General features: G+C 71.8%; 20 protein-coding genes, 1 pseudogene and 1 riboswitch. Of the genes and pseudogenes, 12 read left to right on the top strand and 9 right to left on the bottom strand.

The features are described from left to right. Positions 1-216: 216 nt before the first annotated feature. From J5Y04_RS08400 to J5Y04_RS08385, 4 genes are all read right to left on the bottom strand, one after another. Positions 217-1,770, bottom strand: coding sequence for a glycoside hydrolase family 3 protein (locus J5Y04_RS08400; RefSeq protein ID WP_209411220.1), 1,554 nt, complete (start codon positions 1,768-1,770; stop codon positions 217-219). A 6-nt stretch (positions 1,771-1,776) separates the two neighbouring features. Beyond that, a complete protein-coding gene (locus J5Y04_RS08395) occupies positions 1,777-2,607 on the bottom strand; it encodes a carbohydrate ABC transporter permease (protein ID WP_209411219.1) in 831 nt (276 codons plus the stop codon). After that, positions 2,604-3,626, bottom strand: coding sequence for a carbohydrate ABC transporter permease (locus J5Y04_RS08390; protein ID WP_209411218.1), 1,023 nt, complete (start codon positions 3,624-3,626; stop codon positions 2,604-2,606). Before J5Y04_RS08390 ends, J5Y04_RS08395 begins: the two co-directional genes overlap by 4 nt. Positions 3,627-3,715: 89 nt before the next feature. Beyond that, positions 3,716-4,999: an extracellular solute-binding protein gene (locus J5Y04_RS08385; protein WP_209411217.1), complete on the bottom strand. Its 1,284-nt coding sequence runs from the start codon at positions 4,997-4,999 to the stop codon at positions 3,716-3,718. Positions 5,000-5,335: 336 nt separating this feature from the next. Here J5Y04_RS08385 and J5Y04_RS08380 point away from each other — a divergent pair, with 336 nt between their 5' ends. The 4 genes from J5Y04_RS08380 to J5Y04_RS08365 all read left to right on the top strand — a co-directional run bounded on the left by J5Y04_RS08380 (position 5,336) and on the right by J5Y04_RS08365 (position 9,275). Then, complete coding sequence (locus J5Y04_RS08380) at positions 5,336-6,127, top strand: GntR family transcriptional regulator (RefSeq protein WP_241002571.1); 792 nt, start codon at positions 5,336-5,338, stop codon at positions 6,125-6,127. 295 nt (positions 6,128-6,422) lie between these two features. Next, entirely contained in the window at positions 6,423-6,692 is a 270-nt protein-coding gene (locus J5Y04_RS08375) for a DUF3311 domain-containing protein (protein WP_209411216.1), read from the top strand. Then, the gene (mctP, locus tag J5Y04_RS08370; RefSeq protein ID WP_209411215.1) at positions 6,689-8,302 is read left to right on the top strand and encodes a monocarboxylate uptake permease MctP; all 1,614 of its coding nucleotides are present in this window, start codon (positions 6,689-6,691) and stop codon (positions 8,300-8,302) included. Before J5Y04_RS08375 ends, mctP begins: the two co-directional genes overlap by 4 nt. A 166-nt stretch (positions 8,303-8,468) precedes the next feature. Next, entirely contained in the window at positions 8,469-9,275 is an 807-nt protein-coding gene (locus J5Y04_RS08365; RefSeq protein ID WP_209411214.1) for a histidine phosphatase family protein, read from the top strand. 93 nt (positions 9,276-9,368) lie between these two features. On the opposite strand, the gene J5Y04_RS08360 is transcribed toward J5Y04_RS08365, so the two are convergent. After that, a complete protein-coding gene (locus J5Y04_RS08360; RefSeq protein WP_148642978.1) occupies positions 9,369-10,325 on the bottom strand; it encodes a helix-turn-helix domain-containing protein in 957 nt (318 codons plus the stop codon). Positions 10,326-10,744: 419 nt separating this feature from the next. On the opposite strand from J5Y04_RS08360, the gene J5Y04_RS08355 reads away from it, so the two are divergent. Continuing rightward, complete coding sequence (locus J5Y04_RS08355; protein ID WP_209411213.1) at positions 10,745-11,239, top strand: GNAT family N-acetyltransferase; 495 nt, start codon at positions 10,745-10,747, stop codon at positions 11,237-11,239. A gap of 67 nt (positions 11,240-11,306) precedes the next feature. Here J5Y04_RS08355 and J5Y04_RS08350 read toward each other — a convergent pair whose 3' ends face one another. Beyond that, positions 11,307-13,025, bottom strand: a complete 1,719-nt coding sequence (locus J5Y04_RS08350) for a hypothetical protein (protein WP_209411212.1) — start codon at positions 13,023-13,025, stop codon at positions 11,307-11,309. Between the two features lie 144 nt (positions 13,026-13,169). Continuing rightward, positions 13,170-14,201, bottom strand: a complete 1,032-nt coding sequence (locus J5Y04_RS08345) for a LamG domain-containing protein (protein WP_209411211.1) — start codon at positions 14,199-14,201, stop codon at positions 13,170-13,172. Here J5Y04_RS08345 and J5Y04_RS08340 point away from each other — a divergent pair. Continuing rightward, positions 14,191-14,460: a hypothetical protein gene (locus tag J5Y04_RS08340; protein ID WP_209411210.1), complete on the top strand. Its 270-nt coding sequence runs from the start codon at positions 14,191-14,193 to the stop codon at positions 14,458-14,460. The two genes, J5Y04_RS08345 and J5Y04_RS08340, sit on opposite strands and share 11 nt — an antisense overlap. A 304-nt stretch (positions 14,461-14,764) precedes the next feature. On the opposite strand, the gene J5Y04_RS08335 is transcribed toward J5Y04_RS08340, so the two are convergent. Then, positions 14,765-15,946: a ricin-type beta-trefoil lectin domain protein gene (locus J5Y04_RS08335; RefSeq protein WP_209411209.1), complete on the bottom strand. Its 1,182-nt coding sequence runs from the start codon at positions 15,944-15,946 to the stop codon at positions 14,765-14,767. Positions 15,947-16,434: 488 nt separating this feature from the next. Between J5Y04_RS08335 and J5Y04_RS08330 the strand changes: the two genes are divergently transcribed. The 6 genes from J5Y04_RS08330 (at position 16,435) to J5Y04_RS08305 (ending at position 25,545) form a co-directional block, all read left to right on the top strand. Continuing rightward, complete coding sequence (locus J5Y04_RS08330; protein ID WP_245204518.1) at positions 16,435-17,853, top strand: glycosyltransferase family 2 protein; 1,419 nt, start codon at positions 16,435-16,437, stop codon at positions 17,851-17,853. After that, positions 17,850-18,938, top strand: a complete 1,089-nt coding sequence (locus tag J5Y04_RS08325) for a glycosyl hydrolase (protein WP_307853002.1) — start codon at positions 17,850-17,852, stop codon at positions 18,936-18,938. The genes J5Y04_RS08330 and J5Y04_RS08325 overlap by 4 nt, the downstream gene beginning before the upstream one ends. Further along, positions 18,935-21,172: a glycosyltransferase family 39 protein gene (locus J5Y04_RS08320; protein ID WP_209411207.1), complete on the top strand. Its 2,238-nt coding sequence runs from the start codon at positions 18,935-18,937 to the stop codon at positions 21,170-21,172. Before J5Y04_RS08325 ends, J5Y04_RS08320 begins: the two co-directional genes overlap by 4 nt. A gap of 63 nt (positions 21,173-21,235) precedes the next feature. Further along, positions 21,236-21,377, top strand: a riboswitch (cobalamin riboswitch). Positions 21,378-21,564: 187 nt separating this feature from the next. Continuing rightward, positions 21,565-23,970 (top strand): ribonucleoside-diphosphate reductase subunit alpha, encoded by a 2,406-nt coding sequence (locus J5Y04_RS08315; protein ID WP_209411507.1) that lies wholly within the window; start codon positions 21,565-21,567, stop codon positions 23,968-23,970. Positions 23,971-23,990: 20 nt separating this feature from the next. Further along, positions 23,991-24,986 carry a ribonucleotide-diphosphate reductase subunit beta gene (locus J5Y04_RS08310; RefSeq protein ID WP_148644778.1) on the top strand — a complete coding sequence of 332 codons (996 nt, stop codon included), beginning with the start codon at positions 23,991-23,993 and terminating at the stop codon, positions 24,984-24,986. An 82-nt stretch (positions 24,987-25,068) separates the two neighbouring features. After that, a complete protein-coding gene (locus J5Y04_RS08305) occupies positions 25,069-25,545 on the top strand; it encodes a hypothetical protein (protein WP_209411206.1) in 477 nt (158 codons plus the stop codon). Positions 25,546-25,598: 53 nt separating this feature from the next. Here J5Y04_RS08305 and J5Y04_RS43480 read toward each other — a convergent pair. Further along, a pseudogene (locus J5Y04_RS43480) lies at positions 25,599-25,682 on the bottom strand (DUF397 domain-containing protein); the annotation flags it as partial. Positions 25,683-25,968: the final 286 nt, after the last annotated feature.

The following is a 25,968-nucleotide window of genomic DNA, read 5'->3' as shown; positions in this document are numbered from 1 at the left end:
GTTGCAGACCTGTTGTACCGCGTGGCGATCAGTCGTGGCGCCATCACCCTAAGTAGAACTTAAGGCTGCCTTAAGGGGGATTTGAGGGAACATCGACAGGTGGCGAAACCGCAGGTCAACGTGGGAAAGACGAAGCGGGCCCGCCATGCGACATGCGCATGACGGGCCCGCTCGTGGATGCCCTCCCGGCACCCCGGGTCACTGTCCGACAGTGGGTCAGCCGATCGCTCCCGGCTGCCCGGTGAGCACCTCCACCGCCGCCAGGCCGCAGACGCGGGCGGCACCGTGGGTGGCGATGTGCAGCGCGCCGACCGGCTCGGACTGCGGCAGGCCCATCTCGACCACCGCGGCGTCCGGCCGGGCCGCCACCAGGCGGGACAGCGCTGCGGCCATCCACGCGTGCCGGTGCGCGTCCCGGACCACCAGCACCAGGCGGCGGCCCTCCGCCCCGGCCAGCACCCCGGCGACCAGCTCGTCCAGCTGCTCCGGGGCGGCGTCCTGCGGGCCCACCTCGCGGGTGCGGGTGCCGGGGAAGCGGTCGGCCAGCATGCCGGCCACGCCCCACGGGGTCACGTCGCCGACGGCGATGTTGGGCTCGTCGGAGAACGAGGCCACGTACGGGCGTTCCGTCACCGGCAGCACCTCGCGGCCCGGCGCCCGGACCACCCGCAGCGCGCGGCGGGCGGCCCGCAGGCCGACCGCGAGGTCCGGCTCCAGCCGCTCGCCCTGGGCCGCGATCCGGCCCCAGCTGCCGAGCGCGCGGACCCGGCCGGCGGCGTCCGCCAGCCGCTCCTCCGGCAGCCTGCCGGACTGCACGCCCGCCACGATGGCGTCGCGCAGCATCAGCACGGTCTCCTCGTCGGCCAGGCCGCCGCCGACGCAGATCGCGTCCGCGCCCGCCGCCAGGGCCAGCACGGTGCCCTCGCCCATCCCGAAGGTGTCGGCGATGGCGCCCATCTCGATGGCGTCGCTGACGATCAGGCCCTGGTATCCCAGGCCGCCGTCGGCCGGGGCGGCGCGCAGCAGGTCGCGCAGCACCCGGGGGCTGAGCGTGGCCGGCAGCTCAGGGTCGAGCGCGGGGATCATGATGTGGGCCGTCATCACGGCCTTGGTCCCGGCGGCGATCGCGGCCTCGAACGGGATCAGGTCGCGGGCGCGCAGCACGTCCAGGTCGACGTCGATCACCGGCAGGCCGTGGTGCGAGTCGACGGCCGTGTCGCCGTGCCCGGGGAAGTGCTTGGAGCAGGCGGCCACGCCGGCCGACTGCAGGCCCTCCACCCAGGCGGCGGTGTGCCGGGCGCACAGCTCCGGGTCGGCGCCGAACGAGCGGACGCCGATCACCGGGTTGCGCGGGTTGGAGTTGACGTCCGCGGTGGGCGCCCAGTTGTAGTTGACGCCGGCCGCGGCCAGCGCACGGCCCAGCTCGCGGGCGACGTCCCGGGTGAGCGCCGGGTCGTCGATCGCGCCGAGGGCGAAGTTGCCCGGCCAGGACGAGCCGGAGCCCGCCTCCAGGCGGGTGACGTCGCCGCTCTCCTCGTCGATCGCGATCAGGAGGTCGGGGTTCTCCTCGCGCAGCGCCTTGGTGAGGGCGGCGAGCTGGTCCAGGTCGGTGACGTTGCGGTCGAACAGGGCGACCGAGCCGAGCCCGGCCGCCAGGTGGCGGCGGACCCACTCCGGCGGCTCGGTGCCGACGAAGCCGGGCTGGAGGACGGTCAGCGCGTCACGGTGCAGCTGGTCACTGGCGGGCAGAGTGGGGATGAGGATGCTCACGTGGGATCAGCCCTTCACTGCACCGTCGGTCAAGCCGCCGACGGCCTTGCGCTGGAGGAACACGAACAGGACCAGGATCGGGATCGCGAAGAGCGACGACGCCGCCATGGTGGCGCCCCAGTCGGTGCCGAAGTTGGTCTGGAAGGAGGAGAGCCAGAGGGGGAGGGTCTGCGCCGAGTCCTTCTTGCTCAGCATGTTCACCAGCGGGAACTCGTTCCACGCGGTGATGAAGCCGAACAGGGAGGTCGACATCAGGCCGGGGGCGAGCAGCGGGAAGATCACCTTCATGAAGGCCTGGGCCCGGGTGCAGCCGTCGACCATCGCCGACTCCTCCAGCTCCTTCGGCACCGCGGCGATGAAGCCGCGCAGCGTCCAGATGGTGAAGGGCAGGACCATCATCATGTACAGCGCGGTCAGCGGGACCAGGCTGTTCAGCATGTCGTTGTCGCGCACGATGAGGTAGGCCGCGATGACCATCACCTCCCAGGGCGCCATCTGGGCGGCCATGACCACCAGGACGAAGCCCTTGCGGCCGCGGAAGCGCATCCGCGCGATCGCGAAGGAGGCCAGGGTGGCGATCGCCAGGGAGATCAGCACCGCGCCGACGGTGACGATGAGGCTGTTGGTGACGTACGTCCAGAAGTGCGGGACGTGCACGGCCCGGTCGAAGTGCTCCAGGGTGCCGTCCAGCGGCAGGAAGACCGGCGTCCGGCTGATGATGTCCTTGTCCTGCTTGAAGGCGGTCGCGAACATCCAGTAGACGGGGAACAGGAAGAAGACGAAGAGGACGACCGCGATCGCGTTCGGCCAGGTGCGTCCGATGAGCGAGCGCCTCACAGCTCGTCCTCCTGCTTCAGAATGATGCGGAAGTAGTACGCCATCAGCGCCCCCAGCATCAGGATGGTGAGTACCGCGATCGCGGAGCCGGCGCCGAAGCGCTGGGCGCCGATGCCCTCCAGGAAGGCGTGGACCGGCAGGGTGCGGGTGAGGCCGTCCGGGCCGCCCTTGTTGATCAGGTAGACCTGGGTGAAGGCCTTGAAGACCCAGATGACCTCGAGGAAGGTCGTGGCCAGGAAGAACGGCTTCATGATCGGGAAGATCACCGCGCCGAAGATCTTGGTGGAGCCGGCGCCGTCCATCCGGGCCGCCTCGTAGAGCTCCTTCGGGATCGTGGTCAGGCCCGCGTACATGTTGAACGCCACGAACGGGACCGACTGCCAGACGATCAGCAGGATGATCACGAAGAAGGTCGAGTACTGGCCGCTGGTCCAGTTGAAGTGGGCCATCGAGTGCCAGCCCAGCTGGTCGAGGAACCAGTTGACGACGCCGAAGTTCTGGTCGAAGAGCCACTGGTAGACGGTGGTCGCGGCGACCACCGGCATGGCCCAGGCCAGGATCAGCGAGATCGACAGCATCAGCCGCATCCGCTTGCCCAGGCGTTCGAGCAGCAGGCCGATCAGCGAGCCGATCACCATGATCAGGACGACGTTGACCACGGTGAAGACCACCGTGCGCAGGGTGATCGTCCAGAACTCGGAGTTGCCGAGCTGGTCGGTGTAGTTCTCGAACCCGTTCCACTCGGTCAGGTGCTGGATGAACTGCCGCTTGTTGAGGTTCTGGAACGAGACCACAACCGTCTTCAGCAGCGGCCAGCCCAGCAGCACGAGTGTCGCGGCGATGGCCGGCAGCAGTAGCAGGTACGGCGTGGACCTGGCCGCCAGGCCGGGGCCGTCCGCGCGTCTGCCGCTCTTCTTCGGGGCGCCGGCGCCGACGCCGGTGATCTCCTCGGTAATGGCCACGGCGGCCTTCCCTGATTCCCGGGACTGTGTCTGCACCCGCTCCGAATGCACAGCCATCGTTCTCTCTTCCTGACAACCGACCACGACGGACAGGCGCCGCTCACCGGCTCCCCGCCGGGAGTCGGTGAGCGACGCCGCTCAACTGCCTACTGCTTCTGGTTGAGACGCTTCGCGATCTCGTCGTCGGCCTTCTTGGCCGCCGCGGCGTAGTCGCCGGTCAGGGCGGAGGTCAGGAAGTCCTTGATCGGGTTGGGCTCGTTCTCGACGTTGGTCCAGGTCGGGACGTTCGGGGTGACCGCACCGTTGGCGGAGGCCGGCAGGGCGGCCTTGGCGAAGTCGCCGGTGACCTTGCTGTTCAGCGCGGTCTTGTTCGGGATCGAGCCGGACGAGGCGACCAGGCCCTCGTTCTTCTCGTTCATGGCGATCTTCAGGAAGCCCTTGGCGAGCTCCGGGTTCTTGCTCTGCTGGGCGATGGCCAGGTTCGAGCCGCCCAGGAAGACGCCGCTCGGCTTGTCGGCGGTCTTGCCGGGGAGCGGGAAGAAGCCGATCTTCTCTGCGGCCAGCTCCTCGGGCTTCGGGAGCTCCCAGCCGAGGCCGATGATGGTGCCGATGTCACCCTTGGCGAAGACGTCCTTCTGCTGCGGGGTGGCCTCGTCCTTGTCCTTCGGGGCGGTGGCCGAGTAGCTCTGCAGCTTCTTGTAGGTCTCGAAGGCCTTCTGCGCCTCGGGGGAGGACAGGCCGCCCGCCCACTTGTCGCCGTCCTTCTTGGCGAGCTTGCCGCCCTCGCTGGTCAGCAGGCCGAAGTAGGCGTACCACTCCTGGCCGGGCATGTAGAGCGCGTCCTTGACGCCCGCGACGGCCTTGACCTTGTCCAGGTCGGCGTAGAACTCGTCCAGCGTCTTCGGCGGGGTGGTGATGCCGGCCTTGGTCCAGATGTCCTTGTTGTACGTGACCACGCGGTTGGTGAAGTACCACGGGGCGGCGTACTGCTTGCCCTCGAAGATCGAGGACTCGTTCAGGTTGGCGGCCCAGTCGGCGCCGCCGAGGTCGTTCTTGTCCTTGGTGATGTCCAGCAGGCCACCGGTGGCCGCGTAACCCGAGGTCTGGGTGTTGCCGATCTCCAGGACGTCGACCGAACCCTCGGACAGGGCGGCGGTGACCTTCTGGCCGATGCCGTTCCACTTCTGGGTCTGGATGTCGAGCTTGGCACCCGGGTACGCGGTGGCGAAGTCGGCCTTGACGCTGTCCTCCCAGCCCTTGGGGGCGGAGCCGTCCATCAGCCAGACGGTCAGGGTCTTGCCGTTGTAGTCCTTGGCTGCAGCAGAGGTCGAGCCGCTGGCGTCGTTGTCCTTCTTGCCGTCCGAGCCACAGGCCGCCAGGCCGACGACCATTGCTGCGACGCCGACCGCCGCGATGAGCTGACGCTTCACGCCATCCTCCTGAGGGATGCCTGGGTTACCCCCGTCGGGTGGCAGCGGCAGACCCACGTAAAGCGGGAGGAAAGGCGCCGCGGACCCCAGCGAACGGGTGGGGGGATTCATAGTGACCGGCCTAGTGGTGTAGACCAGATGCCTGGAGCTTGGCCTAGACCAATGGGCCTGTCAACGGCTGTTCAAGCGATCTGGACCACCCGTTATCAAGCCGACACCGCACATCGTTCATCGCGTGATGAGGTATTCGTTCCGTAGCCATACATGCAACGATGTGAGCTGTTAACGAAGTGGCGCGACCCTCAAGGGCCGCGCGAGAAGCGGGAGACAGGTCCGATGAGCAGCGACGGGGGCAGCACGGCCCAGGTCAACGACCCCCAGGTGAAGAACCTCCCGACGCAGGCCGGCGCAGACCCGACCGCGCGGGTGCCGAAGTACTACGGCCTCAAGCGCCACCTCCTCCAGCTCACGGAGACCCAGCCCGCCGGCACCCCCGTCCCGCCCGAGAGGGCGCTCGCCGCCCAGTTCGACACCTCGCGCACCACCGTCCGCCAGGCCCTCCAGGAGCTGGTGGTCGAGGGCCGGCTGGAGCGCATCCAGGGCAAAGGCACCTTCGTCGCCAAGCCCAAGGTCGCCCAGGCCCTCCAGCTGACCTCCTACACCGAGGACATGCGCGCCCAGGGCCTGGAGCCGACCTCCCGGCTGATCGAGATCGGCTACATCACCGCCGACGACCGGCTCGCCCCGCTGCTGGACATCAAGCCCGGCGGCCGCGTGCTGCGGATCGAGCGCCTCCGGCTGGCCAACGGCGACCCGATGGCCATCGAGGTCGCCCACCTCTCCGCCAAGCGCTTCCCCGCCCTGCGCCGCAACCTGGCCAAGCACAACTCCCTGTACACCGCCCTGCGCGAGGTCTACGGCGTCACCGTCGCCGAGGCCGAGGAGACCATCGAGACCACCCTCGCCACCCCGCGCGAGGCCGGCCTGCTCGGCTCCGACCTCGGGCTGCCGATGCTCCAGCTCGCCCGGCACTCCTTCGACGCCGACGGCGCCCCGGTCGAGTGGGTCCGCTCCATCTACCGCGGCGACCGCTACAAGTTCATCACCCGCCTCAAGCGCCCCGAGTAGGGCGGCCACTCCCCCGAGTGCTCCACGGGCACCGGCGTACGCGGGCGCGTACGCCGGTGCCCGTTCGCGTCCGGCCCGGGTGCGGGCGTCCGGATAGCGGGAAGTTCTGTCAATTCCGGTGACACAGATCACTTCATGCTCTAGATTTCGCGACCGTACTGACTGCTGATCACCACCGGTGCTGCTCGGCGGGCTCACGGGGGTTGTGCGGCTCCTCTGGGTTGCGGCCCCAGGGGGTGAGCCCTCCGAGCGGAGCCGATAAATGTCGTCAGACCTCGAACCCAACGAATCTGTCATGCCCGAGCCACCGGACCCCGCGTCCGTTCCCGCCGTGACACCGGAACGGGTGCTGGCCGGGCTCGCCCTCCTCGTGCCGATCGTCGCGATGCTCTGGGTGTCCTCCTACGACAAGACCGACCCCGAGGTCGGCGGGGTGCCGTTCTTCTACTGGTACCAGCTGCTCTGGGTGCCGGTGTCGGCCGTCTTCACGGTGGCCGCCTACCTGCTGATCACCCGGGACGAGAAGGCCCGCAAGGCCGTCCGGACGACCGGGGGCGCGCGATGAGCGGTGTCAACGTCCCGGCCCTGACGGTGTTCGTGCTCTTCTTCGTCCTGGTCACCGTGATGGGCTTCCTCGCCTCGCGCTGGCGCCGGGCCGACGACGCCCAGCACCTGGACGAGTGGGGCCTCGGCGGCCGCAGCTTCGGGACCTGGATCACCTGGTTCCTGCTCGGCGGCGACCTCTACACCGCGTACACCTTCGTGGCCGTCCCGGCCGCCGTGTACGCGACCGGCGCGGCCGGGTTCTTCGCGGTGCCGTACACGATCATCGCCTACCCGCTGGTCTTCCTCTTCCTGCCCCGGCTCTGGTCGGTCTCCCGGGTGCACGGCTACGTCACCCCGGCCGACTTCGTGCGCGGGCGGTACGGCTCCAAGCCGCTCGCGCTGGTGGTCGCGCTCACCGGCATCCTCGCCACCATGCCGTACATCGCGCTCCAGCTGGTCGGCATCCAGGCGGTGCTGGACGTGCTGGGCGTCGGCGGCGGCGAGAACGCCAACTGGTTCGTCAAGGACCTGCCGCTGTTCATCGCCTTCGGCGTGCTGGCCGCGTACACCTACTCGTCCGGCCTGCGGGCCCCGGCGTTGATCGCGTTCGTCAAGGACACGCTCATCTACATCGTGATCATCGTCGCGGTGATCTACATCCCGATGCGGCTCGGCGGCTACGGCCACATCTTCGACGCGGTCGGCCAGAAGTTCAGCGCGCCCAAGGCGGCGGGCTCGCTGACCGTGCCGGAGAACAAGCAGTGGACGTACGCCACGCTGGCGCTCGGCTCGGCGATGGCGCTCTTCATGTACCCGCACTCGGTGACCGGCGTGCTGGCCTCGAAGTCCCGCAACACGGTGCGCCGCAACATGGCGATCATGCCCGCGTACTCGCTGATGCTGGGCCTGCTGGCGCTGCTCGGCTTCATGGCGATCGCGGCCGGCATCGGCAAGGGCGACAAGAAGTTCAACGCCCAGCTGTCCGTCCCGCAGCTGTTCGAGAACATGTTCCCGGACTGGTTCACCGGGGTGGCCTTCGCGGCGATCGGGATCGGCGCGCTGGTGCCGGCCGCCATCATGTCGATCGCCGCGGCCAACCTGTTCACCCGCAACGTCTACAAGGAGTTCCTGAAGCCGTCGGCCACCCCGGCCGACGAGACCAGGGTCGCCAAGCTCGCCTCGCTGCTGGTGAAGGTCGGCGCGCTGGCCTTCGTGATGACCATGGACAAGCAGGCCGCGATCAACCTCCAGCTGCTGGGCGGCCTCTGGATCCTGCAGACCTTCGTCTCCATCGTCGGCGGCCTGTTCACCCGCTGGTTCCACCACTGGGCGCTGTTCGCCGGCTGGGCGGTCGGCATGATCTACGGCACCTGGGAGGCGTACGACATCGCCAGCCCCGCCACCAAGCACTTCGGCGGCAACGCGGCCGAGATCCCCGGCATCGGCGAGCTGGGATACATCGGCCTGACCGCCTTCGTGCTCAACCTGGCGGTCTCGGTGGTCCTCACGCTGGCGCTGAAGGCCTTCAAGGCCCCGGAGAGCCCGGACGAGACCCGGCCCGGCGACTACAGCGCCGAAACCGGCGACGAAGAGCTGAAGAACGCGCCGGAGCCCGTGGCGGCGCACTGATTCCCCCTGCGCGCGCCCTGTGACCGCGCCGTCTCCTCCGTGAACACTGGAGGAGGCGGCGCGATCATATGTATGAACGGCCGCACGTGCAGGGAACCACCGGACCGGGCCGGCAGCCGGCCGGCACCGACCGAACCCACGGATCGACCCACGGGGAGCAGCGTCGATGGCAGAACTCGGCACCACACTCAACGGCCAGCACCAGCACGCCCACCAGCACGCCCACGCGCCCGGCACACCGCCCGCCGCACCGCCCGCCGACGCGGCGCCGGCCGTCCGGCTGCCGTCCGTGCTGATCGCCACCCGGCACGGCGAGTCCACCGCCAACGTGGAGTTCCAGCTGGCCGAGGCGTCCGGCGCGCTGAGCGTCCCGATCAGCTGCCGGGACGCCGACATCCCGCTCTCGCTGCACGGCCGGCAGCAGGCCCAGGCCCTCGGCCGCTGGTGGGCCGGCCTGCCCAGCGCCGACCGGCCGCGCAGCGTCTGGTGCTCGCCGTACGTGCGCACCGCCGAGACGGCGCGGATCGCCCTCGCCCAGGCGGCCGGGCTCGGCGCCGTACCGGTCTCGCTGGCCGTCCGCCACGACGAGCGGCTGCGCGACCGCGAGCTGGGCGTCCTGGAGATGCTGCCCCGGGCCGCGATCGAGGCCAAGCACCCGGAGGAGGCCGCCAGACGCCGCAAGATGGGCGAGCTGTACTACCGCCCGCCCGGCGGCGAGTCCTGGGCGGACGTGGCGCTGCGGGTGCGCAGCCTGCTCCGCGACCTCTGCGCCGAGGAGGCCGGCCGGCCCGTCCTGGTGGTCGCGCACGACTGCACGGTACTGATGCTCCGCTACGCGCTGGACCGGCTCACCGAGGAGCAGCTGACCGCGCTGGAGCCGGTGCGCAACTGCTCCACCAGCCTCTGGCGCGCCGAGGGCGGACGGCTGCGGCCGGCGCACTGGAACGAGACCGGGCACCTGGCTGTCGGCTGACCGCACCGGGCCGGGCCGGCGGCTGGGCGACCGACGGCTGGGCGGCCGGCCCGCCCGTGCGCCGGTCTGTCGGCCCGTCAGCCCGTCGGCCCGTCAGCCCGCCATCGGCTCGGCGAAGCAGCGGCGGTAGGCCAACGGGGTCGTCCCCAGCCGGCGGCCGAAGTGGTGGCGCAACGTCGCCGCGTTGCCGAAGCCGCAGCGGGCGGCGATCGCGTCCACCGGCTCGGCGGTCGACTCCAGCAGCCGCTGGGCGAGCAGCAGCCGCTGCCCGATCAGCCAGCGGTGCGGCGTCGTACCCGTCTCCTGCTGGAACCGGCGGGCGAAGGTGCGCGGCGACATGTGGGCCCGGGCCGCCAACTGCTCGACGGTGGACTCCTCGTCCAGGTGGTGACGCATCCAGTCCAGCAGCGGGGCGAGCGACTCGCCGGTCCCCTCCGGCAGCGGGCGGGCGACGAACTGCGCCTGCCCGCCCTCCCGGTGCGGGGCCACCACCATCCGGCGGGCGATCCCCCGGGCCACCTCCGCGCCCTGCAGCCTGCGTACCAGGTGCAGGCAGGCGTCGATGCCGGCGGCCGTGCCGGCCGAGGTGATCACCGGGTCGTCGTCCACGTAGAGCACGTCGGGCTCGACGGTGGTCCGGGGGAAGCGCGCGGCCAGCTCGGCGGTGTGGCGCCAGTGCGTGGTGGAGCGTCGGCCGTCCAGCAGCCCGGCGGCGCCGAGGACGAAGGCGCCGCTGCAGATGGAGAGCGCCCGGGCGCCGCGGTCCACGGCCGCGCGGACGGCGTCCACCAGCGGCGCCGGGAACTCCTGGAGCGCCCCGACCGCCGTGACCACCACCAGGTCGGCCTCGGCGAGGCGCTCCGGGCCGTACGGGACGTCGACGGAGAAACCGGCGTGCGTGCGGTGCAGGCCCGGGCGGGCCCCGGCGAGGGCGAAGTCGTAGCCGGGCAGGCCGTCGGCGGTCCGGTCCAGGCCGAACACCTCGCTGGCCACCCCGAGTTCGAAGGGGTGGACCTCCTCCAGCACCACCGCGACCACGTTCTTGAGCATGCCGCCCAGCATGCCCCCGCGAGCGGGCCGGGGGGAAGGGTCGCGGTGGCAGTATTTCGATGTGATCGGGCGTTCCTGCCACTCGTGGCCGTCCGGCGGCGCCGGGAGAGTGGAGCCATGGACTCCGACACTCTCGCGAGCGCGCTCGCCTTCGCCGGCATCGTCGGCGGCTTCGGACTGCTCGGCACCCTGATCGGGCGGGACGTCGCCCGGGGCGCCGCCAACGGCCGCGACAACTGGCACCGGCCCGGCGGCCACCCGGTCGACCCGGCCCTGCCCGACCGGCTCTACGGCACGATGCCCGCCGCCTCGCTCCGCCCGTCCGCGGACCCGGCCACCGCGCCGCGCGTCGCCGCACCGCACGCCGCCGCCGCTGCCCCGGTGCCGTCCGCTTCCGGGCGCTCCGCCACACTTGCCGCATGGACATCGTCATCCGCCGGGCCGTCGAGGCCGATCTCGAAGCAGTCGGAGCCGTCACCCACGAGGCCTTCGTCGGCGACGGTCACAGCCCCGCCGACGGTCCCTACGCCGCGCAGCTCGTCGACGCCCGCCCCCGCTTCGAGCAGGCCGAACTCCTCGTCGCGGTCGACCCGGCCGGCGGACTGCTGCTCGGCTGCGTGACCTTCGCGGTCGGCGGGACGGCCTTCGCCGACATCGCGCGGCCGCACGAGGGCGAGATCCGGATGCTCGCGGTCGGCGGCGCGGCCCGGGGCCGGGGGGTCGGCGAGGCGCTGGTCCGGGCCTGCATCGCGCGCAGCCGGGAGCTGGGCCTGGAGGGGATGGCGTTCTCCACCCGGCCGTCGATGACCTCCGCGCACCGGCTCTACGAGCGACTGGGCTTCCGGCGGACGCCGGAGCGCGACTGGGAGGTGCGCCCCGGCGTCCCGCTGCTGGTCTACACGATGGCCTTCTGAGCGGCGCCGCCCCGGACGAAGGCCCCCACGAAGCCCCGACGGTGACGGACCACCGGCGGGGCCGGGGTCACTTCTTGTCGTAGCCGGGCGCCACGTAGATGGTGTACCGGCCGTGCTCCCCGCTCTTGACCACGGTGACCACCCGGTACCCCGCGCTCTTGAGCGTCGGCTGGATCGCCTTGTCGGTGGCGCCGGTCTGGGTGAAGTCCAGCACCACCACCTTCCACTCGTGCGCCTCGATGCCGGCCTGGATGGCGGGCACCCCGACCTGCTGCTTGCCGGTGGCGGGGTCCCGGCGGTAGACCGCCACCAGGTCGTGCCACTGCTGCCAGTTGCTCTGCTCGCGCAGGTAGTAGGCGGGCACGTTGTAGTTCTCGACCAGGTACCTGTCGTCGCCCTTGGCGATGTACGGCTTGAGGGCGGCCACGAAGGACTCCGTGTTCGACCACTCGCCGAACATCTCCCGGCCCTGGGCCGCTCCCGCCCAGCCGAGCGGGCCGACCACCAGGGCGGCGACCACGACACCGGCCGTGACGTGGACGCGCTTCTTCAGCGCGACCACGACCCGGGCCAGCAGTGCGCCCACCACGATGCAGGCGAACCAGGCACCGAAGTCGACGTGCTTCTGCAGCGAGAGCCAGGTGTGGATGCGGATCTGGTTCGCCGGCGCGAGCATCCCGGCGACCAGCAGGACGCCGGCGAGGCAGGCCTCGGACCACGCGCTCCCGCCGCGCCTGCGCGCCGCCACCAGCTGCACCACCACGCCCACCAGGGCCACCAGCAGCAGGGGGCCCACCCACTTGGCGGCCTCCTCGGCCACGTACGAGTAGGCGTCGTGGCCGGGGGCGCGCTTCAGGGTGGTGTGGTTGAAGCCGTCGATGTAGCGCTTACCCGCCAGCAGGGCCGCCACGGCCATCGCCGCCACGAACGCGGCCAGGAGCTGGAGCCCGCGCTTCCACCGCACCCACGCGCCGGGGGCGCCGCCGGAGCCGGCGAAGACCGCGACCCCGCACACGACCGGGACCCAGAGCAGCGCGGCGTACTTGGTGCAGCCGGCCAGCGCCAGCAGCAGGGCGGACAGGACCATGCTCGGATAGCCGCCGCCGGTGGTCAGCCGCACCGCGAGGTAGCCGGCCCAGGCGAGCAGCGCCAGCGCCATCGAGTCGTAGGTGGCCAGCCCGCCCAGGAACTGGGTCGGACCGAGCGCGGCGAACGCCGCCGCCGCGCAGAACGCCGCGAGCGACCCGTGCAGCCGCCGGGTGGCCAGGTGGACCGCCACCGTCGCGGAGAGCATGAAGGCCATGCTCAGCAGCCGCGCGGTGGTCAGCCCGCCGAGCATGTCGGCCACCGCCACGACCACCGGGTAGATCAGCGGGGAGCCCGAGAAGAAGGTCTCGTACGTCGCGACCGGGGTGCCGTGCGCGAGGTTGGCGATCTCCTGGTAGCCCGCGTAGATGTAGGTGCCCTCGTCCACGAAGGCGGTGTTGCTGCGGAGCAGGTGGAAGGAGAGCGCGCCCTGGACCAGGAGGACGGCGAGCAGCGGCAGCAGGTCCGTCCGGAGCCCGGGCCGGGGCACCTTGACCACCGGCACCGCCGTCCGTCTCCGGCGCCCGCGCGGGGACGACGGCCCGCCGTCGGGGCCCGCCGCTCCGCCGGGGCCGGACGCGGGGCCGGGGCCGGAGCCGGGACCGGCCGCGCCGACCGCACCGGGCCGGACGGCACCCGCGGAGGCGAGTACGGGCCGCCGGGTGGACTCGGGCCGGATCCAACGGCCGTCCGCGCTCATCAGGTACTGCTCCTCAACTTCGGGACGACGCGCCCGGTACGCCGGGTACCGGGGCTCGGTGCGCCATGAGGCGCCGGGGCGGTCCTTCGCCCCGGCGCCATGACGGGTGTCTTACGACGGACGGCCGGCCCGTACGGGAGCTGCTCAGCCGCCGGTGAGCCAGGCGGCCGTCGGCGGGACGGCCGGCGGCGAGCTGGGGCCTGCGACGATCTTCACGATGTCGGCCTCCGGCAGCACCTGGTCCCAGGCCTGGATGTCGGCGACGGCCCCGTGCCAGGGGTCGCTCCACTGCGAGTTCGAGCTGAGCCGGCCCAGCTGGAGCGCGTTGGTGCCGCTGCTCTGCACGCCGGCCGCCGGGGCCGAGGCCTGCGCCGCGCCGTTGACGTAGAGCGTGATCTGCTTGCTCGACGCGTCGTAGACGCCGGTCAGCAGGGCCCACTGGTTGACCGTCGCGTCGCCCTTGGAGTAGACGACCACGGAACCGCCCCCGGGGAGCTGCACCTTGAAGTACCAGAGGTTGCGGCCGTCCTTGGTCGCGCGCCCGAGCGCGTAGGAGTAGTAGGCGCCGTCGCCCTGGCTGACCGCGCAGCGGACACCCGCCGGCACGTCGACGAACACCCGGGTGGACACGGTGAAGCTCTTGCCGGTGTCGACGACCGGCTGGGCGCTCTGGGCGAAGGAGTTCTGCCCGCTGGGCAGCTTGAGCACCTGTCCGGCGAACCCGGCGACCGAGCCCGTCTTCGCGTCGGAACCCAGGCCCAGCGCGGCCGTTCCCTTGGTCGCCGGCAGTGAGCCGACGGTCGTCGGGCCCGGGATGGCGCGCGGCGGCCCGCTGGGCGTTCCGCCGCCCGTCGAGCTCGCGCCAGGGGTCCCGCTGGACGTGGCGTCGGGGGACTTGGGCGCCTCGGCCGTCGCGCTGGGGGTGCCGTCGGCGGACGGGGTCTTGTCCCCCTGACGCATCACCATGACGCCGGCGCCGGCGGCGCCGATGACCACGACGGCCACGGCGGCACCGATCAGCCGGAACCGGCGCTTGCGCTTGGCCTGTTCCTCGTTCCGGGTCGCCAGCGCCTCCCAGTCGGGCGTGCTGGAGGCCTGCGCCGGGAAGCCGCCCTGCTGCCAGGGCTGGGCGGGCGCGCCGGGGTTGGCGGGGCCGGTGGGCGCGGTGGGCGTCATCGGCACGGTCGACGCGAGCGGCGGCGTGGGCGTCATCGGCACGGTGGACGCGAGCGGCGACGTGGGCGTCATCGGCACGGTCGACGCGAGCGGCGACGTCGGCCCGGTCGGCGCGGCAGGCGAGGCGGGCGCGGCGGGCGCACCCGGCGGCGGGCCGAACGCACCGCCCGGCTGCTGCTGCTGCGGCACACCGGCCACCGGCGGCACCGGGGCAGGCGGCACCGGCCCCGGGTTCACCGGAGCGGGCGGCGGCACCTGACCGGGCGGCACGGCACCGGGCGGCGGCACCTGACCGGGCGGCACGGCACCGGGCGGCGGCACCTGACCCGGAGGTATCGGGCCGGCCGGGGGCTGCGCTGAGACCGGCGGCTGTGGGGAGGCCGGGTCCGGGGGCGGCGGCCCGAACGCGCCGATCGGCGGCTGCTGCGGGGACCACCCCTGGTTCTGCTCCGGCTCGCCAGTCGGTACCGGTCGATCGCTCATGTGTCGGAATGGTAAGGCATGGTTCGCCCAACGCCCATGGAGGGTGCTTCGGCTGACGGGCCCGCCCTTGTGGCGGTCCGTTACGGCAGGCCGTTGTAGGGGAGCTTCCACCGCTGCGAGACCCCGCCGTTGCACGGCTTGAGGTTCACCGCCGTTCCGTCCGCGAGGGTGCCGCCGACGGTGCCGAGGCACAGGCCGGACTCCAGGTGGACCAGGCTCTGGCCGGCCCCGGCCGCCCAGCGTTGCTGGGCCCCTCCGGTGCAGCGGGCCAGCGCCGCGGTGCTGCCGTCCCCGGACGGCGCCAGGCAGGCCGCGCCGCCCCGCAGCGAGCCGTCGTTGCCCACCGTCCAGCTCGTCGACACGGCCTGGTCGCCGCAGGATCCGACGGTCACCGGCGTGCCCGCGAGGCCGCCGCCGCCGTGCCGCAGGCAGATCCCGGGCGCACCGGCCGGCACCTCGCCGGCGGGCAGGCCGACCCGGTTGTGGAAGGCGAACGACCAGCTCCGCAGGCCCACCCCGCCGCTCCAGATCTCGAAGCCCGCCTGCACCCGGCACAGGTACGACCCCGGCGGGACGTAGCCGCGCATCATGGCGTCGGCGGTGAACAGCCGCAGGTTCAGGCCGTGGGCGCTGTGGGTCGACGCCTTCCGCACGTAGCTGATCACGCTGTGCGGGCCGGTGATGGGCGCCTGGAAGACGTCGTAGGTGGTGTCGCCCAGGGTCTGGGCGTCCGTCACCTTCTTGCCCGCGGGCTTGACGCTGTCGGTGGCGTCCAGCCAGACCATCACCTCGGCGCTCTCCCCGGGGACGCAGTTGTCGGGGCTGGGGCCGTACCAGAGGTCGTAGGAGAGGTTGTACGAGCCGGTCGCCCGGGCGGTGGCGTCCCAGTCGCTGGTCGCGTCGCCCAGTGCGCTGACCGGGACGGGCAGGCCGCTGGCGCCGGGGGCCGTGGAGATGTTGGGGTAGGCGCCCGGGGCGAGCGGGGTCTTGGCCGTGAAGTCGCGCAGCTCCGTCACCGTGAAGCCGGTGTCCCCCGGGGCGTCCAGGCAGACCGTGCCGTCGGTGTTCCAGGGGTTCGGCTCGATCACCTTGGTGCCGCCGTCGACCGGCTTCTTGGGGAAGGGGACGTCCTTGGTCGAACAGAGCCTGCCGGAGCCGTTGTCCACCGGTCCGGCGGACACCGTCGTGCCCGGCCGGGCGGGCGCCGCGGAGGGCTGGCTCGTGCAGCCGATGAGCAGCACGGCCACGGTGCCGTGGGCCACCAGGGCCCGTATCCCCCGCGCCAAGCGTGCGGCAGTGCGCGTCACGATGCCCCTCCGTCTCCCCTGATCCGGTGTCTGCTGAACCGACCCGTGGCCGTAGCGAGCGCCAACCGTATACGCCCGCTCCACATCACGATCGGAGCTCAATCCCGGTTCCGGGCAGCCAGGCGGAAGGCCGGGCGGAGCTTCACCGGACCGCTTCCCGTACGATCCTGACGTCCATGCGGCCGTGGAACGAACGACCCACGTCGCTTCTGGTCCACTTCGATACGGTTTCTGGGGGAGAGAGCCAAGTGACTGTCACCGAGAGTACGCAGCTCACGGGCGGCAGGAGAGCAGCCACCTCACGCCGGAGAACCCGACAGGACGCGAGCGCCCGCGTGCCGAGCGGCCTGCTCCCGCAGCCTCCGGACAACGTGGAGAAGTACTCCTACACGCGCAGTCACCTCTGGGTGCTGACCTGCTTCTCCCTCCTCAGCTTCGGCTCCATGGTGGCCAGCGAGGTCGGCCTGCTCCGGGCGACGCCGTGGTTCTGGCTCTTCGTCCCGTTCCTGGCGTTCACCGTCGTCTACTACCTGATGTCCCGTTGGGTGCACGGGTTCAACGAGACCTTCGACCTCAAGGGCCACCGCGCGCTGGTGCGCGGCTGGCGCCCGGAGCGGTACCCGACCGTCGACGTGTTCCTGCCCGTCGCGGGCGAGCCCATCGAGGTGCTGCACAACACCTGGACGCACGTCGCCAGGCTGCGCGACCAGTACCCGGGCGAAGTGACCCCGTACGTGCTGGACGACAGCGACAGCCCCGAACTCGCGCAGATGGCCGTGGACTTCGAGTTCGTCTACGGCACGCGCAACAACCGCGGCTGGTTCAAGAAGGCCGGCAACCTCCAGTTCGGCTTCCGCAACTCCGACAGCGACTACATCCTCATCCTCGACGCCGACTTCGCACCCCGTTCCGACCTGCTCGACGAGCTCCTCCCCTACATGGAGAACGACCCCGGGCTCGGAATCGTTCAATCCCCGCAGTTCTTCCGCATCCTCGACTCCCAGAACTGGATCGAGCGCGGCGCCGGCGCCGTCCAGGAGCTCTTCTACCGGACGGTCCAGGTCTCCCGGCAGCGCAACGACGGTGCGATCTGCGTCGGGAGCTGTGCCCTCTACCGGCGGGCCGCGCTGGAGCAGAACGGCGGCACCACGCTGATCGAGCACTCCGAGGACGTGCACACCGGCTTCGACCTGCGCCGGCTCGGCTGGAACCTCCACTACGTGCCGATAGCCCTGGCGGCCGGGGTCTGCCCCGACAACGTCGGCGGGTTCTTCAACCAGCAGTACCGGTGGTGCACCGGCTCGATGAGCCTGCTGGGCAGCCGGAAGTTCTGGGGCACCAAGCTCCGGCTGATAACCCGGATGTGCTACATGTCCGGATTCTTCTACTACATCCACACCGCGCTGTTCACCATCGTCTCCCCGCTCGTGCCCATCGTGCTGCTGCTCATGCGTCCCGACCTGATCCGGTGGGAGAACACGATGCTGGTGATCCCGGGCCTGGTGTACGCCACCCTCATCTTCCCGCTCTGGCACCGCAACCCGTACCGGCTGGAGGCCTGGGCCGCCCGCATGATGTACGGCTGGGCGCACGTCTTCGCCATCTGGGACATCCTGCGGAAGAACCGGATGGCCTGGCAGCCGACCGGCTCCAGCGGCGCCAAGAAGAACAAGACCCGCCGGTTCTGGACGGGCATGATCGTCTGGGGTGGCGGGACCGCCGCCCTCTGGGTGGGCGCCGGCATCTGGCGGATGCTCACCATGGGCCCGCTGAACTTCGCCCTGGTGCTCGCCTCCGGCCTCTTCTACGCCGTCATCGTGGGCCGAGTCCTCGTCCAGCCGCGTCCCACGGAAGCTGTGTGATCGCCGTGCCCGCCGTACCCGCCGTGTCCGCCCGCCGCCGGGCAGGTCTGCGCCGTCCGCTCGCCGTGCTCGCGCTGCTGACCGCCACCCTGCTGCCGGCCACCGCCTGCGGCCCCGCGGACCCGGGGTTCGCCGTGCCCGAGGCCGCCGCGCCGCAGCCGGCCGCAACCGGCGGCGCGACCGCGGCCCCGGCCCCGGCCCGGAAACCGGCGGGCCCGGCCGCCGACCTCCCGTACGACGTCACGCCCCTGCTCAAGCCGCAGCGCAAGTACCTGGGCGCCGCGCTGCCCGACGTCCCCGCGAAGATGGACGCGCTGGGCGGCTACACCACCGCGATCGGCAAGCAGCCGAACGTCCTCGAGTACTACGCGGGCTGGGGCGACGGCTTCGACACCGCCGGGGTCCGCCGGATCTACGACGCCGGGGCGCTGCCCTACATGGCGTGGGAGCCGCACTCCCCCTCGATGGCGGCGATCGCGGCCGGCGAGACCGACGACTACGTGAAGAGCGTGGCCAAGGCCGCCGCCAAGCTCAACCTGCCCATCGCCATCAGCATCGCCCACGAGATGAACGGCGACTGGTACCCGTGGGGCCGGCAGGCCGCCAGCGCCGAGGACTTCGTCACGGCCTGGCGCCGCGTCCACGACATCTTCGACCGGGCCGGCGCGACCAACGTGATCTGGGTCTGGAGCCCCAACATCACCGACCCCGCGCCCAACACCCGCCTCGCGCCCTACTACCCCGGGGACACCTACGTGGACTGGGCCGGCATGACCGGCTACTTCACCCTCACCGGGCCGAAGACCTTCGACGCGCTCTACGGGCCGACGATGGCGGAGATCCGCACCTTCAGCCAGAAGCCGTTCTTCATCAGCGAGACGGCCTCCCAGCAGGGCAAGCGCCAGCGCGCGGACATCGACCAGCTCTTCAGCGGGATCGAGGCGCACGACGACCTCGTCGGCTTCGTCTGGTTCAACATCGTCAAGCGGGCGGACTGGCGCATCGAGATCACCCCGCAGACGCTCGCGGACTACAAGCAGCGCGCGTCCGATCCCCGCTACGGCTTCGACATCCGGAACCCATGATGCCTTCAGAGACCGACTCCTGGTTCACCCCGCAGACCCCGGTCCGGACCCCGGACGACGAAGGCTCCCGGGCCCGTCCGCCCCGCCCGCGGGAGAACGGGCCGGCCGCGGGGGCCGAGGGGACCAGGCGCTCCCGGCGCGCCGGCCGGACCGCCGCGGCCGACGGCACGGGCGCGAGCCACGGCACGGGCGCGGCCCACGGCACCGCCGCGACCCTCGACGCCGACGCGGCCGAGGAGACCGCCGTGGCCCGCGAGGCCGGCGCGGCCGAGGAGGCCGCCGTGGCCGAGGGGCCCAGACGCTCCCGTCGGGCCCGCCGGACCGCCACGACCCTCGACGCCGACGCGGCCGAGGGGACCGCCGTGGCCCGCGAGGCCGGCACGGCCGAGGAGGCCGCCGTGGCCGAGGGGCCCAGACGCTCCCGTCGGGCCCGCCGGACCGCCACGACCCACGACTCCGCCGCGGCCGAGGGGTACGACGCGCACGGCCCGGACCAGGCGCACGTGTCCGACCAGCCGTACGACCCCGCCGACGGGTACGCGGCGGACCGGCCGTACGACCCCGCCGACCCCGCCGACCCCGACCCCGCCGACGGGCACCCGGCGGACCACGCGTACGACCCGGCCGACGAGCACGACGACGCCGAGGGCGACACCCACGGCCGCGCCCACCCCGGCGACGGCGAGGACGGCCCGGCCGTCCAGCTGGCGCCGTACACGATCCCCGCCGTCCCCGCGACCGGCTGGGACCCCGCCTCCAGCCCCCGGCGCCGCTGGATCGGCCGCGGCCTGCTCTTCGGCGTGCTGGCCGTCCAGGCGGCGCTCTCGCTGCGCCTGCTGGGCGCCGCGCACCCCGACGAGGCCGTCGCCATGATCGTCGGCCGCCAGCAGCTGGACAACCTGCTCCACGGCACCCCGGTGACGACCGACCTGATCGGCCAGATCCCCGGGTCGCCCTGGCTCTACCCCCCGCTGGCCGGCGCCGCCGCCAACGCGAGCGGGATCTTCGGGGCCCGGCTGGTAAGCCTCGTGCTCGCGCTGGCCACCACCGCCCTGCTCTACTCGCTGACCCGCCGGCTCTTCAACGAGCGCGTGGCCATCTGCACCGCCGCCGCGTACGCCGTCCTGCAGTCCACCGTGGTCGTCGGCTTCTACGCCGCTCCGGACGCCCTCGCGGTGGCCCTGGTGGCGCTCGCCACCTGGATCGTCGTGAGGACCGCCCGCGCCCCCGTGGCCACCGTCCTGCTGGCCGTACCGACGGCTGCGCTGGCGGCCGCCGTGGAGTACGCCGCGGTGATCGCGGTGCCCGTCCTGGCCGCCCTCGCACTGATCACCTCCTGGCCCTACCGGGGCCGCGGGCCCGCCGCCGGGCGCGCCCTCCTCCTGGCCGCGGGCGCCCTCGCGGGGCTCCTGGTGTCCGGCCTGCTGGACGACGTCTGGGCCTGGTCCCCCGCGGCCGGCCACGAGGCCCGCCCGGCCGGCTCGGTCCTCCTCTCCGCGGTCCAGTGGAGCGGCCTGTTCACCGTGCTGGCCTGCGCGGGCGGGATCGCCTACTCGCTCCGCGAGCGGCTGAACGAGTCGCCCGAGGACGCCGCGATCACGGCGTCCCGGCTGCGCCGCACGACGCTGAGCGTGACGCTGTGCGCGACGGCGCTGCTGATCCCGGTCGTGTACGCGTGCCTGGGCACCTCCGGCGTGATGTTCCGCCACCTCGGCTTCGGCATGCTCTTCGCCGCACCGCTGGCCGGCGTGGGCATCACCAGGCTGGTCGGCGCGCACTTCCGCAACCCCCAGCTGGGCATCCTGGTCTGGGTGGTGCTGCTCGCCCTCGGGCTGGAGCAGTCGGCCCTGCGGTACCAGGACGGGCCCGACTCGGGCCGGCTGCTCGGCGTGCTGCGCCTGCACACCACCCCGCAGGGCCGCTACCTCACCGAGGTCGACGGACTGCCCGAGTACTACCTGGGCGCCGTCAGCAAGCCCGAGCAGTGGGTCTCGGCCCGCAAGGGGACCGACTACCGGGATCCCGCCGGGGTGATGCACCACGGGGACGAGGGCACGGTCGCCGCGATCCGCAACGCCTGGTTCACCATGATCGTCCTCGACAGCACCGCGCCCACCGCCACGGACCGGGCCGTCAGCGAGGCGGTCAAGGCCGGCGGACGCTACCGACTCATCGCTCAGTTCAGCTCCCCGACCGGCGATTCCGGCACGTACAAAGTGTTCCTGCTGCACTGAGAGCCCGGGGCGCCGGGCCACGCCCCGCGACACACCGGCTACTACATATGGTGCCGCGAAAGTCAGCCGCCACTAGATGTATGCTCGTCCCTGCTGTCGACGCAGGGGAACCCGGTGCGAATCCGGGACTGCCCCGCAGCGGTGTGCGGGCGGCTCCGACCAGAGTCCGCGAGTCCGAGTACCTGCCGACGGCGTGCCGCCCGGCCTCCCCGCAGAGGCCTCCAGCACAGCAGTACTTCCGGGCCTCGCGGGCGGGCCGGGGATGACACCGTCGCGCGGAGCCGTCCGGCCGCCGCGCCGTGCTCCCCTGCCCCGAACGGCCCGGTGCCCCGATCCACCGCCGCCGATCGCCGCCAGGAGAGAGCGCCTTGACCACCGCTGCCTCAGCCACCCTGCCCGCCCAGGGTTCCAGCTCCGCCCCCGCCGACCCGACGGTCTCCGACCCCGGCGGTGCGCTGCTCCGGCTGCTGACCGACCGCAGCGTCGACCTTCCCCAGGTGGACCCCGGCCATGTCGCCGCCGCCGCGCTGCGCGGCCGCCACGCCGGCTCGGACTTCGCCGAGCTGCGCGGGCTGGCCGTGGACGCCGCAGCGTCGATGATCGCCGAGGACCCGCAGTACTCGAAGCTGGCGGCCCGGCTGCTCGCGCTGGAGATCGTCGACGAGGCGGTCTCCCAGGGCTCGGTCTCCTTCTCCGCCTCGATCGCCGTCGGCCACGCCGAGGGCCTGATCGGCGACGTCACCGCCGCCTTCGTCGCCAAGCACGCCGCCGCGCTCGACGCGCTGGTCGACGCCAAGGGCGACGACCGCTTCGAGTACTTCGGCCTGCGCACCGTGCAGTCCCGCTACCTGCTGCGCCACCCGATCACCCGCAAGGTGGTCGAGACCCCGCAGCACTTCCTGCTCCGCGTCGCCTGCGGCCTGGCGGTCGGCGACAGCGAGCAGTCGGTGCGCGAGGTCGCCGAGCTGTACGGCCTGATGAGCCGGCTGGAGTACCTGACCTCCTCGCCGACCCTCTTCAACTCCGGCACCCGGCACCCGCAGATGTCGAGCTGCTACCTGCTCGACTCGCCGCTGGACAACCTGGACTCGATCTACTCCCGGTACGCCCAGATCGCGCGCCTCTCCAAGCACGCCGGCGGCATCGGCCTCTCGTACTCGCGGATCCGCTCGCGCGGCAGCCTGATCCGGGGCACCAACGGCAAGTCCAACGGCATCGTCCCGTTCCTGCGCACCCTCGACTCCTCGGTCGCCGCCGTCAACCAGGGCGGCCGCCGCAAGGGCGCGGCCTGCGTCTACCTGGAGACCTGGCACGCGGACATCGAGGAGTTCCTGGAGCTGCGCGACAACACCGGCGAGGAGGCGCGGCGCACCCACAACCTCAACCTGGCGCACTGGATCCCGGACGAGTTCATGCGCCGGGTCAACGCCAACGAGGACTGGTCGCTGTTCTCCCCGGCCGACGTGCCCGAGCTGGTCGACCTCTGGGGCGCCGACTTCGACGAGGCGTACCGCAAGGCCGAGCTGGCCGGCAAGGCCGTCCGCACCATCCCCGCGCAGACCCTCTACGCCCGGATGATGCGCACCCTGGCGCAGACCGGCAACGGCTGGATGACCTTCAAGGACGCCTCCAACCGCGCCGCCAACCAGACCGCGCTGCCCGGCCGGACGGTGCACAGCTCCAACCTCTGCACCGAGATCCTGGAGGTCACGGACGACTCCGAGACCGCCGTCTGCAACCTCGGCTCGGTCAACCTCGGCGCCCACGTGGCCCCGGGCGCGTCCGTCGAGGACCTCCTCAACGCCATGGACTGGGAGCGGCTGGACGCCACCGTGCGCACCGCCGTCACGTTCCTCGACCGCGTGGTGGACATCAACTTCTACCCGACCACCGAGGCCGGCACCTCCAACTCCCGCTGGCGGCCGGTGGGCCTGGGCGTGATGGGCCTCCAGGACGTCTTCTTCCAGCTGCGGATCGACTTCGACTCCGCGGAGGCGAAGCAGCTCTCCACGCTGATCGCCGAGCGCATCATGCTCACCGCGTACGAGCGCTCCGCCGACCTGGCCGAGCAGCTGGGCCGCCACGAGGCGTACGGCGAGACCCGCGCCGCCCGCGGCGAGCTGCACATCGACCACTTCCCGTCGGCCGCGCCCGCCTGGGCCGACCGCTGGACGGCGCTGCGCGCCCGGATCGCCGAGACCGGCCTGCGCAACTCGCTGCTGCTGGCCATCGCGCCGACCGCGACCATCGCCTCCATCGCCGGCGTGTACGAGTGCATCGAGCCGCAGGTGTCCAACCTGTTCAAGCGCGAGACGCTGAGCGGCGAGTTCCTCCAGGTCAACCCGTACCTGGTCCGTGAGCTCAAGGAGCTCGGCGTCTGGGACCAGCAGACCCGGGACGCGCTGCGCGACGCCAACGGCTCGGTGCAGGAGCTGAACTGGCTGCCCGCCGAGGTCCGCTCGCTCTACCGCACCGCCTGGGAGCTGCCCCAGCGCGCGCTGATCGACCTGGCCGCGGCCCGCATGCCGTACCTCGACCAGAGCCAGTCGCTGAACCTGTTCATGGCGGCGCCGACCATCGGCAAGCTCAGCTCGATGTACGCGTACGCGTGGAAGGTCGGTCTGAAGACCACCTACTACCTGCGCTCGCGCCCGGCGACCCGGATCGCCCAGGCCGCGTCCGGTGCCGCCCGCACCGCCGCGCCCGTGCCGGTTCCCGCCCCCACCATGACCCAGGCCGAGCAGGACGCCATCGCCTGCTCCCTGGAGAACCCCGAGTCCTGCGAGGCCTGCCAGTGAGCACCCCCGACGACCGCAAGATGCTGCTCGACCCCGGCTTCGAGCTGACCCTGCGCCCGATGCGCTACCCGTCGTTCTACGACCGGTACCGGGACGCGATCAAGAACACCTGGACCGTGGAGGAGGTGGACCTGCACTCCGACGTCGCCGACCTCGCCAAGCTGAGCGAGGGCGAGCGGCACATGATCGGCCGACTGGTCGCCTTCTTCGCGACGGGTGACTCGATCGTCGCGAACAACGTGGTGCTGAGCCTCTACAAGCACATCAACTCCCCGGAGGCGCGCCTGTACCTGTCGCGCCAGCTGTTCGAGGAGGCCGTGCACGTCCAGTTCTACCTGACGCTGCTGGACACCTACCTTCCCGACCCGGAGGACCGCAACGCGGCCTTCGCCGCGGTGGAGAACATCCCCTCCATCCACCAGAAGGCGCAGTTCTGCTTCAAGTACATGAACGCCGTCGACCACATCGACTCGCTGCAGACCAAGGAGGACCGCCGCGCGTTCCTCCTGAACCTGATCTGCTTCGCGGCGTGCGTCGAGGGCCTGTTCTTCTACGGCGCGTTCGCGTACGTGTACTGGTTCCGGAGCCGGGGCCTGCTGCACGGTCTCGCGACGGGCACCAACTGGGTGTTCCGCGACGAGTCCATGCACATGGACTTCGCGTTCTCGGTGGTGGACACCGTCCGCGAGGAGGAGCCCGACCTCTTCGACGACGAGATGGCCAAGCAGGTCACGGAGATGCTGGAGGAGGCCGTCGAGGCCGAGCTCCAGTTCGCCCAGGACCTCTGCGGTGACGGCCTGCCCGGCATGAACACCGCGTCGATGCGCGAGTACCTCCAGGCCGTGGCCGACCAGCGCCTCGCCCGCCTGGGCATGCCGATCCGGTACGGCTCGACGAACCCGTTCGGCTTCATGGAGCTGCAGAACGTCCAGGAGCTGACCAACTTCTTCGAGCGTCGGGTCTCGGCGTACCAGGTCGCCGTCGAGGGCTCGGTCGCCTTCGACGACGACTTCTAAGTCGATATCGTTCAGCAAGCAGCGGAGCCGCCGTCCTGGCGGCTCCGCTGTTTGGTACCCGGTGTTCAGGAGTAGCCCAGGCATGACCAAGCTCCAACAGCGTGTGATCGAAGGCCCCTTCGGGCCGATACAGATCAACTACGACCGCCGGCCGTCCGTCGTGGCGCGGATCCAGGGGGCGGGGATACCCACCGTCACGGTGGTGCCCGACCGCGACCACGGCGCGATGAACATCAACGGCCACAACATCCCGACCAGCCGGACCCGCAACCGTACTCGGACCGCCGTCGTCGGCGACCGGAGCTACGAGCTGAGGCCCACCAGCCTCCGCCGCGCCGAACTGCGCCGCAACGGCACCCTCATCGCCCACGCCCGCGGATCGTTCCGTTCGTACGCCCCGGGGAGCACCATCCCCGGCCGCGACGCGGGGATCACCTGGTCCCAGGGCATCGACCCGACGGACGTCGCGATCGGCCAGGCCATGGTCCTCGGCTTCGGCGCCGGCGCCCCGGGTGTGATCCTGCGAACCGTCTTCTTCTGGGTCGACAACCTCACCTGAAACAACAGTGGTGCCCCGCACGGCCACAGCCCGTGCGGGGCACCACTGTTGTTTCAGTCGGTCGGAAAGTCGCCGGACTTGACCCCTGCGAGGAAGGACGACCAGGCCTCGGCCGGGAAGAGCAGAGCGGGTCCGCCCGGGGCCCGGAGTCCCGGACGCCGTCGTCATCAACCCGACCTGCGTCTCACCACAGTTCCCGCCCCGCGCGCTGTACGTGCTCTTCTGCCATGCGGAGGTTCCAGCCACGACCCGCCGGAGCAGAGGCGCCACCAGGGTTGGGCTGACCTCGAAGCGCGGCACCTCCCGACCGGGGGTGCACCGGCGAGGCCCGTACGGGCGCCGACGGCCAACGCGCAGGGTTGATCGTATGAACATCATCTGAAGCAGCCTCGGGGCGTGGGCCGGCTGCCTAGGCTGCGGCCG

It is taken from the genome of Kitasatospora sp. RG8, assembly GCF_017813315.1.
Taxonomy (GTDB): Bacteria; Actinomycetota; Actinomycetes; order Streptomycetales; family Streptomycetaceae; genus Kitasatospora.
Note: the sequence above shows the minus strand (reverse complement) of the source record. Positions and strands in the feature narration are given on the sequence as shown.

Excerpts from the sequence above, each read along its gene's own strand:
- J5Y04_RS08355 (WP_209411213.1), top strand. The coding sequence starts at position 10,745 with ATGGACATCGTCATCCGCCGGGCCGTCGAGGCCGATCTCGAAGCAGTC.
- mctP (WP_209411215.1), top strand. The coding sequence starts at position 6,689 with ATGAGCGGTGTCAACGTCCCGGCCCTGACGGTGTTCGTGCTCTTCTTC.
- J5Y04_RS08360 (WP_148642978.1), bottom strand. The coding sequence starts at position 10,325 with ATGCTCAAGAACGTGGTCGCGGTGGTGCTGGAGGAGGTCCACCCCTTC.
- J5Y04_RS08365 (WP_209411214.1), top strand. The coding sequence starts at position 8,469 with ATGGCAGAACTCGGCACCACACTCAACGGCCAGCACCAGCACGCCCAC.
- J5Y04_RS08320 (WP_209411207.1), top strand. The coding sequence starts at position 18,935 with ATGATGCCTTCAGAGACCGACTCCTGGTTCACCCCGCAGACCCCGGTC.
- J5Y04_RS08350 (WP_209411212.1), bottom strand. The coding sequence starts at position 13,025 with ATGAGCGCGGACGGCCGTTGGATCCGGCCCGAGTCCACCCGGCGGCCC.
- J5Y04_RS08310 (WP_148644778.1), top strand. The coding sequence starts at position 23,991 with ATGCTGCTCGACCCCGGCTTCGAGCTGACCCTGCGCCCGATGCGCTAC.
- J5Y04_RS08345 (WP_209411211.1), bottom strand. The coding sequence starts at position 14,201 with ATGACGCCCACCGCGCCCACCGGCCCCGCCAACCCCGGCGCGCCCGCC.
- J5Y04_RS08375 (WP_209411216.1), top strand. The coding sequence starts at position 6,423 with ATGCCCGAGCCACCGGACCCCGCGTCCGTTCCCGCCGTGACACCGGAA.
- J5Y04_RS08305 (WP_209411206.1), top strand. The coding sequence starts at position 25,069 with ATGACCAAGCTCCAACAGCGTGTGATCGAAGGCCCCTTCGGGCCGATA.
- J5Y04_RS08390 (WP_209411218.1), bottom strand. The coding sequence starts at position 3,626 with ATGGCTGTGCATTCGGAGCGGGTGCAGACACAGTCCCGGGAATCAGGG.
- J5Y04_RS08330 (WP_245204518.1), top strand. The coding sequence starts at position 16,435 with ATGGTGGCCAGCGAGGTCGGCCTGCTCCGGGCGACGCCGTGGTTCTGG.
- J5Y04_RS08380 (WP_241002571.1), top strand. The coding sequence starts at position 5,336 with ATGAGCAGCGACGGGGGCAGCACGGCCCAGGTCAACGACCCCCAGGTG.